This window comes from Bacillus sp. JJ864 (assembly GCF_036963045.1).
In the GTDB taxonomy this organism is placed as follows: domain Bacteria; phylum Bacillota; class Bacilli; order Bacillales; family Bacillaceae_G; genus Bacillus_A; species Bacillus_A pseudomycoides_C.
The window spans coordinates 1-11,394 of the sequence record NZ_JBALLY010000095.1; the positions used below are offsets into that span (position 1 = coordinate 1).

The window sequence follows — 11,394 nt, forward strand, 5'->3', positions numbered from 1 at the left end:
TTATAATAATGTATTATAAGTTTTTTGTAGCAAAAAGCTATTATTTGTGTATTGGAAATTCTTACAAAAATGTAAGGTTGGTGAAATGTAATTCGATTCTATAGATGTTACATTTCAATTAAACTAATAGAAGATGTTTTGAAGGGGGAAGTGAAATGAAAACGGAGATGGAAGCAACAAGTAGAAGTGAAAAGAAAAAGAAGCGCTCCAAAAAAAGAGTTTTTTTATGGTTTTTGATGATTTCTGTGCTATTTCTCGTCATTGGAGGAATAAGCTACAGTTCCTTTATATATAGCAAAGCAAAAGCAGTTGTTAGTAATTCTTATGCAGAAATAGATAAATCTGATAAACGTGATACAGAGGTGGCACCGTTAAAAGATAATATTTCTATTTTAATTATGGGTGTAGATGAAAGTGAGAAAAGAAAAAGCCAATATGGTGAAGCGGTGCGTACGGATGCGTTATTATTGGCAACGATTAATAAAAATGATAAATCGGTAAAGTTAGTGAGCATTCCTCGTGATTCGCGTGTATATATACCGTCAAAAAAGAAATTAGATAAAATTACACACGCGCACGTTTTTGGCGGGGTGGAAAGTACACGTGAGACGGTTGAACGCTTTTTAAATGTACCTGTTGATTATTATGTGAAATTTAATTTTGAATCGTTTATGAAAATAGTAGATTCACTTGGTGGGATTGATATTGATGTACCGGTTACTTTTACGGAACAAGATAGTAAAGACCAAGCTGGTGCGATCCACCTTGAAAAAGGATACCAACATTTAAATGGAGAACAAGCACTTGCGTTGGCGAGAACACGGAAAATCGATAGCGATGCAATGCGTGGTCAAAGACAGCAACTTGTAATCGAAACAATTATCAAAAAAGCAGTATCAGTTAATTCCATTACAAAACTTAGTTCATTATTAGATGCAGTGGATCAAAATTTGAAAACAAACTTAACATTCAATGATATGATGGCAATTACGAAAAATGTGGCAGGAACTGACTTGAAGTTAGAAAAAATACAAGTACAAGGTACAGACAAACGTATTAAAGGTATTTATTATTATCAACCAGATGAGCAAAATGTAAAAGAAATATCAAAACAATTGAATGATCACCTTGGGATTGCTGAGAAATAGGAATGGAATATATAAGAAAAAGGTTGGCTTTTTGCTAACCTTTTTTTATTTGTTATGATCATGAGTAATGCCCCGTTATGTACGAACTTTAGAAAATACAGTGTGGTCATGATTATTTATACATCATAAGTAATATATTTATAAAGGTATGGAATGCGGAAAAAATAATGGGTACAAAACTAGTTTGTTTAGGAGGGGGACCATGTCCTCTATTGAAAATTTAGCTTATAGTATAGGGATGCAAGCTTATATTTATGGATTTCCATTGCTAGTAATAAATAGAATGAAACAACTAACAGCCCCTTTAGAAAATGATTTGGTGCTGAATCAATTTGTATATAAAGAAGAATTAGCAAATCCAACTGATCAATTCATTGTGTCTCCTAATGTAGATACTTTATATATGTACGCTTGGTTAGATGTTTCAGAGCAACCTGTAATATTGCACGTTCCAAATACGCATGATAGGTATTATACAGTGCAGTTGTTAGATGCATGGACGAATACATTTGCGAATATAGGAAGAAGAAAAACAGGTACAGCAAAAGGACATTTCGCTATAGTTGGTCCCTATTGGAATGGAACATTACCTTCCGAAATGAAAAGAGTCACAGCTCCAACAAACACGGTATGGGCTTTAGGACGTATTTTAGTGAAAAGTAACGAAGACATTTTTAGAGTTCGAGAACTTCAGAAGCAATTTATTTTTACAAATTTAAGCGGAAGCAGTCCTATAGTAAAAGAGCATAAGGACAACATATTATCTGAAACTCCAGTAGAAGAATTATCAGCTATTGAATTTATTGAATTAATGAATAGAGAGATGCAAAAGAATCCGCCTCCACTTGGGGAACAAATGTTGTTTCAGACTTTCAAATATATTGGAATTAATCCTTTTGAATCAACTATATTTCAAAATGTAAATTTAGATATTTTAAAGGGAGTGAACCGTGCGATAAAAGATGCCGTGAATATTATTAAGTCTAGTCATCAATTTATAAAAGCAAAAAATGGATGGTTATACTATGATAAAATTGGTATTTATGGTTCGGATTTTTTAACAAGAGCAGCTATCGCATATTCAGGTCTTGGAGAAAATGTGAAGGAAGAGTCGATCTATCAAAGGGCATTGATAGATGATACGGGAGAAGAATTAACTGGGAAACAGAAATATATTTTATATTTTGAAAAAGATAATTTACCAGAGGTTGAGGCTTTTTGGTCAGTAACTGTATATAATACAGATTATTATTTAGTTAAAAATTCACTTCACCGTTATGTAATAGGAGATCGGACAAGAGGATTAACTTATAATAAAAATGGCTCTTTAGATATTTATATTCAGCATGAAGTGCCTAAAGGGAAGGAATCAAATTGGTTACCAGTTCCAAAAGGAAACTTCAATTTAGTTATGCGTTACTATCAACCGAATTTTTGTATTTTGAACGGAAGCTATCAAACTCCGCCCGTGAAAAAAGTTCGATATATATTTTTGAAAAAATAAGTTAGAAGGGAAGAAAAGGCCTAGTAATGAAAGTATAAAACAGTTATAGTTATTACTTTATTATAAAAAAAGTAACATTTAAAAATGTAAGGAGAAATGAACATGACATTTGAATTTTTACTCAAACTAGGCCTTGCGCTTTTTCTTGGACTATTAATTGGAATTGATAGACAGCTGAAAAATAAACCACTTGGTGTAAAAACGAGTATGGTGATTTCAGTAGCAAGTTGTTTAATTACAATTGTTTCTATTGAATCGGTAAATGTATACTCTTCACCGGGGCATACGAACATGGATCCTATGCGTCTTGCAGCGCAAATTGTTAGTGGAGTTGGTTTTCTAGGGGCAGGTGTTATTTTACGGAGAAATAACGATGTGATTTCTGGATTAACAACTGCTTCTATGGTTTGGGCAGCATCAGGATTAGGAATTGCAATTGGTGCTGGTTTTTATGCGGAAGCAACTGTAGCAATGCTCTTAATTATTTTGGCGATTAATGTATTTCCGTATCTTGTAAAATTAGCAGGCCCTTATTCTTTAAGACAAAGGGATTTAGCAGTAAAAATAATCGTTAATAAACATCAAGAGCTTAATCGGATTTTTAAACAAATTAAGGAATTAAACTTGCAAGTGAAACGTGTGAAAGTTAAAGATATAGATAATGGGCATCAACAATTAGAAATGATGATATCAGCTCCTGAAAAGCTATATACAACGGATTTGTATAGTTCTTTAAAAGAGATAGAACGAATTGTTTCAGTGGAAGTTGAGAGTAGATAGTTCGTGATAATAAGAATATGTAAGTGATTTATAATGGTTTTTTTACATGGAGATTATATGAGTTGGAAAAGCATATAAAGTGCAACTGCCCAAATAATAACACCGGAAATTTTATTTAATAGTTGCATATGTTTTCCGGATGAATCCACTTTCCCTAGCATTCGTCCCGCGATAGCTAATCCGATAAACCATAGCCAAGAAACGAAAATTGTTGCCAGGGTAAATGCCCATTTTTCAGCCCCTATGTATTGAATGGAATTTGTTCCTATTACGCCAATAGTATCTAAAATAGCATGTGGATTTAATAAAGAGACAGAAGCAGCGAATACAATTTGTTTTTTTATAGTAATTGTTTGCTCTTCATTTTGGGACGCAGTAGGTTCACTTTTCCATATCGCCCACCCCATGTAAAGAAGAAAGAAAAATCCTATTGTGTAGAGCGCAGTTGTTAACCAGGAAAATGTTAATAGAACAAGAGATACGCCCTGCACAGCAACTAAAATCAAAATGGTGTCACAGATTGCCGCCGTTATAACAACTGGAGCAGCTTTCAATAAAGTAGATTGGCTGGCGCCTTGATTAAAAACAAACACATTTTGTACGCCTAAAGGTATAATAAGTCCAAATGCAAGAATGATGCCGTGAAGAAATGCTTCACTCATTTTTTTCGCCTCCTACGTAAAAGTATGTTTTTGCGTGTAATAATTATCTATTGGTGTCTAGTATAAAAAGCGAAATATCAATTGTATCCATCCATATGGATGGATAGTAACCCAACCAAAGTATATACTACAATTGTAGAAACATAATTGGAGTGGTGTTATGGAACAGTTTGATTGGAAACCAAGTGTTTTATCTCCAATTCCTTTATATAAGCAAATTGAAGATTATATAAAAGAGAAAATTGCAAATGGAGAATGGACAATCGGGACGAAATTACCGTCTCAACGAGCGTTAGCTGATGCATTTAAAGTTAACAGAAGTACAATTGTCACTGCGCTAGATGAATTAGCTGCTCAAGGATTGGTTGAAGGAAAAGGAAGACAAGGAACGAGAGTAATAAACAATACGTGGGGGTTATTACCTTCTTCAGCATCTCTGAATTGGAATTCATATGTTGATACTGGCATGCATTATCCTAATTTACCTACAATTCGAGAAATTAACCGCGCAGAGTTTGATCCGAATATCATTCGATTAGGAACAGGTGAACTCTCGTCAGAACTTTTGCCGCAAGAGAAGACCAAACATATTATGAGTATACTTTCAAGGCAGGATATACCTTTAGGATATGAAGAACCAAAAGGAGATATTTTACTGCGTGAGCAGATAGCAAAGTATTTACAAACGTTAGGAATACAAGCATCTCCTTCAACTATTTTAGTTGTTTCAGGTGGCATTCAGGCTTTACAGTTAATTTCTATGGGGCTATTACAAAAAGGAGCAACAATTTTAGTAGAAAAACCCTCTTATTTATATTCTCTTAACATTTTTCAGTCAGCAGGGATACGTTTAATTGGTATTCCAATGGATCAGGATGGAATACAACCAACACTTATCTCAAAATATAAAAAGCAATTTTATGGTTCACTTCTTTATACCATTCCTTCTTTTCATAATCCAACTGGGACTTTGATGAGTGAAGTGAGAAGAAAGGTTGTTGTAGAAACTTGTAATGAAATTGGTCTACCAATAGTAGAAGATGGAGTGTATCAAGATTTGTGGTTCGGCTCGCCATCTTCAAAGCCATTAAAAGTATATGATAGAAGTGGGAGTGTTCTTTACATAGGAAGTATGTCTAAGACAATTAGTCCAGGTTTGAGAATTGGCTGGATTGTAGGACCAGAGGCAGTTATTAATCGATTAGCAGATATTAAAATGCAAACAGATTATGGATCAAGTTCTTTGTCACAACGAGTTGCTGCTCAGTGGTTTTTAAGCGGATTGTACGAAGAACATTTAGAGCGTATTCGCCGACAATTACAAATGTGTAGAGATATTGCATTGCATGCATTGGAAAAACATTTTGCACATATTGCAACGTGGAATGTACCAGAAGGTGGTTTTTACATCTGGTTACATATAAATTTGAAATTTTCTATGCAGGAACTATTTTATAAAGCTTTACAAGCAGGGATTTTACTTAATCCAGGAAATTTGTATGATCGGCATGCTAATCAACATTTGCGAATTTCCTACTCCTATGCATCGCTGCACGACATTGAAAGAGGAATTGAAAAACTTGCACGAATTATACAAGAAATAAAACAATAAGTACGAAAGTAAAAAGGGAGAATGAAAATGAAACGCTATGTCATTTGCCAAGTGATAAATGGAACAAAATATTTAGCTGCTTATGCAGAAACAAAACAAGAAGCAATTGAAAAAACAGAACTGTTAGGATTAAGAACTGGAGAACGTTATATTGTTATTACGGAGGAAGAAGCAGAGGGATTGCAATATCCGTAGAAGGCTGGTAGCTATTATGGCTACCGTCTTTTTATTTGTTTGTAGTAAGACTCCTATGTTGAAAAGAATGGAATTAAATCGTACGGAGCGGTAATTACTGGACCGAAGGAGGAAATTGTAAAAATATTAGAAAATGAACATGTGAGAAAATGGAAAGTGGGTGAATCAAGATTATGGAATTGGCATTCTTAAGAAAACGAAAAGCAGGTGTATATAAACAAGAAACATGGTTAGGGACATTTTCCTTATTGTTAGCGTTAATTACTTTATTGTATATAAATACTACTATGATGATGGAGGATGTATTCTTAGGAGAATATGTTTATATGATGATCCAAGTGGGTTTAGTATGCTCAGTGATTGGAATGTTTACAAGAGAAAAGAGTCGCAAACGTGCGATATGGGCGTTTAGCTTATATGCGTTTATGCTTGTATTCATCTTTTTCACATTTATGTTAGCTTGGATGTTAAATCCAATGCCATGATGGGAGGCTTTATAAAAGGCCTCTCACCATGAAAATACTGAGTAGGAGTGGATATCTTTTTTCTTTTGTGAAAATGAATCAGAAACTATAAACAGATTTGTTTATACGAAGAAAAATTAAATGTTGATGAATCCATAAAGGAATAGATGCCAAAGGGGAGAGAAAAATGAGCCGAATTCAACATATAAGACAGAAAGAAAAAGAGTATCACGAACATTGCTATGCTAATCATAAGTTATTTGAAGAAGGATCATGGTTACATAAGCCAGTTTCGGGTGTTATTGAGATGATGAATGTATTTCAAGACCAACAAAGTGTTACGGCATTAGATTTAGGCTGTGGGGTTGGCAGAAATAGTATACCAATTGCGCAAAGAATGAAAGTAGGAAAGGTAATATGTGTAGACATGCTTTCATTCGCATTGCAACGGTTACAGCGATATAGTTATGAATTTGACGTTGCAGATCGGATTCAAACTGTAGAAAGTACGATTGAAGATTATTCTATCACAGCAAATGAATACGATTATATTGTGGCAGTATCTAGTTTAGAGCATGTACCCTCTAAAAGTGCGTTGGAAAAAGTATTGTATCATATGGAAATAGGGACGAAAGATAATGGGCTTAATTATATTGTAATAAATTCTAGTGTGGAAGAAATGGATATAAACACAAATGTAAAATTGGACCCTTTATTTGAAGTAAATCTTTCAACAGAAGAAATACTTTGTATGCTGCGCAGGGTGTATAGAGGCTGGGAAGAATTACATGTAATAGTAAAGCCGCTAGAGTATCAAATTGTAAGGGATGAGCAGCCTGTTTTATTAAAAACTAATGCAATTACTTTTTGTGTAAGGAAAAAAGTTTGAAAATGTATAGGAAAGTTTTGAAAGAAATAAGAAGGTGAGTTAACAATTTTATTGTTTATTTTGGTTATTTGAAGCATAAGAGTCACGACGGTACCGGTATATATATTGATTAAAATTCCAAGAGCTTAGAAAATTTTCAGCTGCCTGATAGCCAGAATGATAAAGCCATTCTTTTTCTTCATCACTTAAATTGAAGTTGGTACTTGTAATATTTCCAGTAGGGATTTTAATTGTGCGTGCCCTTGCTTCTGTATTGAGATAGCGTAAATCGTGGGCTTGCATCATTGTTTTAAATAACCCTTTAAACATAGAAACAGGTTCTTCATAATGCACAGGTTCCGCTTGAATTTCGTCTTTTACGAAATGAAATCCAAAAGTAGGCCAGCGTGGAATGTTTGGTGTGTCGAAAATCCATATCGGATAATTACTGAGAATGCCCCCATCAAGCATATAACAAGATTGCTTCCACTTAGGAGTTTTCCATTTTACCGGTTGAAAAAAGAAAGGAATCGTACTACTCATTCTCGCTGCTTTTGCAATGGAAAATTTTTTATTTGAAAATCCATAATGCGGTAAGTCATCGGGGAAAATTACCATGTTACCATTGCTGATGTCAGAAGCAATGATTTTTAAACTATCGGGGTTAGGTAAGTCACTAAAACAAGTAACTCCCTTTTGGGATAATAAATCTTCTAACCATTGTTCTATAAAATCGTTTTTATATATGCCCATTTTAAACCACACATTTACTCCTTTTCCGATCAGGGGGATTTTATCTAACCATGTTTTTGTTAGGAAGTTTGTATAATCAGCGTTATTTATAATGGTTTTTAATTCTTTTCCTGTATAGCCGCATGCGAGCAGTGCCGCTATTATAGCACCAGCTGATGTACCAGCAACTCGTTCCCATGTATAACCGTTTTCTTCTAATGCACAAATTGCTCCAACATGTGCGATTCCTCGAACGCCGCCTCCTTCAAAGACACCGTCTATTTTCATAAAAGTACCTCCCATCCATGTATAATTTATAAAGTTAACGAAAATAAAAAAGCACGACAAATGCGTGCTTTTTTACAATAGTTGTTAAAGATTACTTAGCAGAAAAAGCCGTTTGTACAGCTTGCTCCGATGATGATAAGAAGGATAAATAAAACGATTAATAAAGCAAAACCGCCATATCCACAACCGCCATATCCTCCATAGCCGTAACCATATCCACAACCTGGTCCATATCCATAACCCATATTTATGTCCTCCTTAATATAAGAATTTTGGGTAAACAAAGTGGAAATTATGAGGATGTCTTACAAAGGATGATAAGTTTGCATGTTTGTAGGAACACTGTATATTATGTTTTAGAAAGGCATTTCGACTATATTGAACAAGCCCGTTTTCATAATGGGCAGTGAGATAGAGACAAAGAAAAAACGAAAGAAGTTTAATTACAATTTGTGATATGATGTAGATAATCGTGTAGAAGAAGGAGTTTGTATGACGAAACATATTGAAGAATTAATTGAAAAGTATCAACTGAATCATATAAAACATGAATTGTTAATGGCGGCATTTGAATGTATAAAAGTAGTGCCAACACAAGAAGAGGTATTGCCGATAGGGTGTTCAAAAATGGGAGGATCACCTGATTTGCCAGCAGAGTTGGCATATCCCACTTATAAAGGACGTCCTCTTCACTTTATTGCCCAGTTTCATTTAGCTGAAATTCAAGCTGTAGGTATAAAAAATGATTTGCCTGAAAAGGGAATGTTATATTTCTTTTATTTTGCTGATGATGAGCAGAAAGACTTTTATGAAGTGTATGGAAATTCGAACGTAAAAGAAGGCTGGCGCGTTTTATATTATGAAGGATCAATAGGGGAGCTACAAAAAACACACCAAATGAAAGGGCAATATTCTCAGTGTAGAATTACATTTGAAAAGGTGCAAAAACTTCCTGAGTTGTTTATTGAAAACGAAGACGATTCAGATCGTTTCTTACAACTATTAGAAGAATTAATACCGGATCATTATGACAATCATCAAATTTTTGGTACACCATTTTCCGTTCAAACAGAAGTGTTTGAGGAAGTACAAGAATATATGAATGTGCATCACAGTGAGATGACATTATTATTTCAAGTAGATTCTGATGAGCAACATTTGAACATGATGTGGGGAGATATGGGAATGTTATATTTCTGTATTGCAAATGAAGATATAAAGCAACGCCGTTTTGAAAATGCTTGTTGTATTTTACAAAGCTTATAAGTTGAAGAAGAAGCAGTTTCACGTGTGAACGGAAATTGCTTTTCTAATTTTTATCGAGTAATGAAGTAATATATAAATTCAAATTAATAAAACGATATAAAACGATTCTTTTTCGGTGGGCGAGAACATCTGGCCATGCAAAGAAGCGGTTAGTACCCTTTCCTGCCACATGCAAGGTTAAACAAAGGGAGGAAGCAAGTGCAGGCTCTTCTGCATAGCTGTAATCTCATATGTTGAAAAATTAAAATGGATTCTTATAGATTTATTATATAAACTCGAATTAATAGTTTAATGTTGTTTGAATTACGATTAAGCAAATACATTTTAGGTGGTGTTAATGGGTTCGGACTGTCTAGCATTATTTGTATGTGGATTTCTTTCGAAAATGCGTTAAAATATAAAAAAATGTATTTTCTTTTTTAATAGAATTAATGTATATTTATATATAGAGTAAAAACGATTTATAGTAATTTAATATTATGAGGATGTGATGAAATGAAGAAATCTGTTAAATGTATAACAACTATAGCACTTTGTTCGTCTATTATAAGTGGAACTCTTCATATGCCTTCAGTTTCATATGCTGCTACAAAACAAGTAACAGATAATGGTTCTGTAAGTGATGCGAAACTGATTGCAGCATTTCAACAAGAATTACAACAGCATTTAAATAATCATGAAACAAATATTACAATTGCTTATAAGACAAAGAATTCAAACATTAAAGAAGTTTTGAATACACTGGTGCAAGCTTATAACCAAACGTTAGAAAAGGACCAATATTTAAAATATAATGTAAGCGGTACAAAATTTTCGATTCGTGGTGTACCAGGGAATTATTCATTTACATTAAATATTTCATACCGAGAAACGAAAGAGCAATCACAGTACGTGATGAAGCAAACGAAATCAATTGTAAATTCAATCATAAAAGTTGGAATGGATCAAAATGAAAAAGTAAAAGAGATTCATGACTATGTAGTGAAAAATGTTTCATATGACACGTCACTGCGTTCTTACACTGCATACGACGCGCTTGCGAAACATTCTGCAGTTTGTCAAGGATATGCACTATTAACCTATCAATTATTAAAAGAAGCTGGAATTCAGTCTCATATTGTAACGGGAACTGGAAATGGACAGTCTCATGCATGGAATCTTGTGAATATTGATGGAAAGTGGTATCATCTCGATACGACATTTGATGATCCAGTTCCGGATAAACAAGGCCGTGTTACGTACTCATATTTTAATATGTCCGATGAGCAAATAAGTAAAGATCATCAATGGGATCGTAGTAAATATCCAGTTGCAAATACAAGTTATTATAATGAGTTAACAAATAAAATTAAAGCAGGGAATAAGAAAGCGCCTGTTTATCAACAAATCTTAAAAGATACAAATCTTGTTTATTTAGCGGCAGATTTTGGAGCTGAAAACTATAACCAGTTAAAACAAAAATTACAGCAAAAATTTACAACGAAACAAGAAAAGGTAGAATTACGTTACCATCAAACAGTCAATAACACGATGAATGATGTTAAAAAAGTACTGAATGAAGTAGCTTGGCCAAAAGGAGCAAAACGAGTATCATATCAGGTAACTCCTTACCAGGCGCAAAATGGATATTCATTGTTAACAATTACATTTTCATATTAATTACAAAAAAGAGCATCTTCATAAAGATGCTCTTTTTTGTGATTAATATGGTTCTGTCGCTTGTAAAATAGCGTCTAATAGCCCTGGGAATCTCTTGTTTAAGTCGTCTGTTCGAATAGAAATGAAACGCTGTGTTCCTTCGATTCTCGTAATACTTTAACATATTTCCCAAAAAGAAGTCCCCTTCCTCAAGGAGCGAGAAGGGCGTAGCCCAGC

At 34.0% G+C, this 11,394-nt stretch carries 12 protein-coding genes and 2 pseudogenes; 10 read left to right on the forward strand and 4 right to left on the reverse strand.

Translation table 11 applies throughout. From position 1 onward, the window contains the following. Nucleotides 1-155: 155 nt before the first annotated feature. From V7024_RS15685 to V7024_RS15695, 3 genes are all read left to right on the forward strand, one after another. On the forward strand, nucleotides 156-1,148 hold the full coding sequence (locus tag V7024_RS15685; protein WP_335521556.1) for an LCP family protein: 993 nt from the start codon (nucleotides 156-158) through the stop codon (nucleotides 1,146-1,148). 202 nt (nucleotides 1,149-1,350) lie between these two features. After that, nucleotides 1,351-2,652 carry a DUF1254 domain-containing protein gene (locus V7024_RS15690; protein ID WP_335521558.1) on the forward strand — a complete coding sequence of 434 codons (1,302 nt, stop codon included), beginning with the start codon at nucleotides 1,351-1,353 and terminating at the stop codon, nucleotides 2,650-2,652. Nucleotides 2,653-2,754: 102 nt separating this feature from the next. Continuing rightward, a complete protein-coding gene (locus V7024_RS15695; RefSeq protein ID WP_335521560.1) occupies nucleotides 2,755-3,432 on the forward strand; it encodes an MgtC/SapB family protein in 678 nt (225 codons plus the stop codon). Between the two features lie 53 nt (nucleotides 3,433-3,485). Here the strand turns inward: V7024_RS15695 and V7024_RS15700 are convergent, their stop codons facing one another. After that, nucleotides 3,486-4,094, reverse strand: coding sequence for a LysE/ArgO family amino acid transporter (locus V7024_RS15700; protein WP_335521562.1), 609 nt, complete (start codon nucleotides 4,092-4,094; stop codon nucleotides 3,486-3,488). A gap of 160 nt (nucleotides 4,095-4,254) precedes the next feature. On the opposite strand from V7024_RS15700, the gene V7024_RS15705 reads away from it, so the two are divergent. The 5 genes and pseudogenes from V7024_RS15705 (at nucleotide 4,255) to V7024_RS15725 (ending at nucleotide 7,254) form a co-directional block, all read left to right on the forward strand. Beyond that, the gene (locus V7024_RS15705) at nucleotides 4,255-5,706 is read left to right on the forward strand and encodes a PLP-dependent aminotransferase family protein (protein WP_335521564.1); all 1,452 of its coding nucleotides are present in this window, start codon (nucleotides 4,255-4,257) and stop codon (nucleotides 5,704-5,706) included. A 27-nt stretch (nucleotides 5,707-5,733) separates the two neighbouring features. Further along, nucleotides 5,734-5,901, forward strand: coding sequence for a DUF3933 family protein (locus tag V7024_RS15710; RefSeq protein WP_335521566.1), 168 nt, complete (start codon nucleotides 5,734-5,736; stop codon nucleotides 5,899-5,901). A gap of 51 nt (nucleotides 5,902-5,952) precedes the next feature. Beyond that, nucleotides 5,953-6,093: pseudogene (locus V7024_RS15715) on the forward strand (anti sigma factor C-terminal domain-containing protein); the annotation flags it as partial. Then, complete coding sequence (locus tag V7024_RS15720; RefSeq protein ID WP_335521568.1) at nucleotides 6,075-6,386, forward strand: hypothetical protein; 312 nt, start codon at nucleotides 6,075-6,077, stop codon at nucleotides 6,384-6,386. The pseudogene V7024_RS15715 and the gene V7024_RS15720, both read left to right, overlap by 19 nt. Before the next feature lie 166 nt (nucleotides 6,387-6,552). Then, entirely contained in the window at nucleotides 6,553-7,254 is a 702-nt protein-coding gene (locus tag V7024_RS15725) for a class I SAM-dependent methyltransferase (protein WP_335521570.1), read from the forward strand. 48 nt (nucleotides 7,255-7,302) lie between these two features. Here the strand turns inward: V7024_RS15725 and V7024_RS15730 are convergent, their stop codons facing one another. Both V7024_RS15730 and V7024_RS15735 read right to left on the reverse strand, forming a co-directional pair. Beyond that, on the reverse strand, nucleotides 7,303-8,253 hold the full coding sequence (locus V7024_RS15730) for a patatin-like phospholipase family protein (RefSeq protein WP_335521572.1): 951 nt from the start codon (nucleotides 8,251-8,253) through the stop codon (nucleotides 7,303-7,305). A gap of 95 nt (nucleotides 8,254-8,348) precedes the next feature. After that, nucleotides 8,349-8,498: a YjcZ family sporulation protein gene (locus V7024_RS15735; protein ID WP_335521574.1), complete on the reverse strand. Its 150-nt coding sequence runs from the start codon at nucleotides 8,496-8,498 to the stop codon at nucleotides 8,349-8,351. 247 nt (nucleotides 8,499-8,745) lie between these two features. On the opposite strand from V7024_RS15735, the gene V7024_RS15740 reads away from it, so the two are divergent. Both V7024_RS15740 and V7024_RS15745 read left to right on the forward strand, forming a co-directional pair. Further along, a complete protein-coding gene (locus V7024_RS15740) occupies nucleotides 8,746-9,519 on the forward strand; it encodes a YwqG family protein (RefSeq protein ID WP_335521576.1) in 774 nt (257 codons plus the stop codon). A 495-nt stretch (nucleotides 9,520-10,014) separates the two neighbouring features. Continuing rightward, the gene (locus V7024_RS15745; protein WP_335521578.1) at nucleotides 10,015-11,178 is read left to right on the forward strand and encodes a transglutaminase domain-containing protein; all 1,164 of its coding nucleotides are present in this window, start codon (nucleotides 10,015-10,017) and stop codon (nucleotides 11,176-11,178) included. Nucleotides 11,179-11,220: 42 nt separating this feature from the next. Here V7024_RS15745 and V7024_RS15750 read toward each other — a convergent pair. After that, nucleotides 11,221-11,328: pseudogene (locus tag V7024_RS15750) on the reverse strand (transcriptional regulator); the annotation flags it as partial. Nucleotides 11,329-11,394 lie beyond the last annotated feature (66 nt).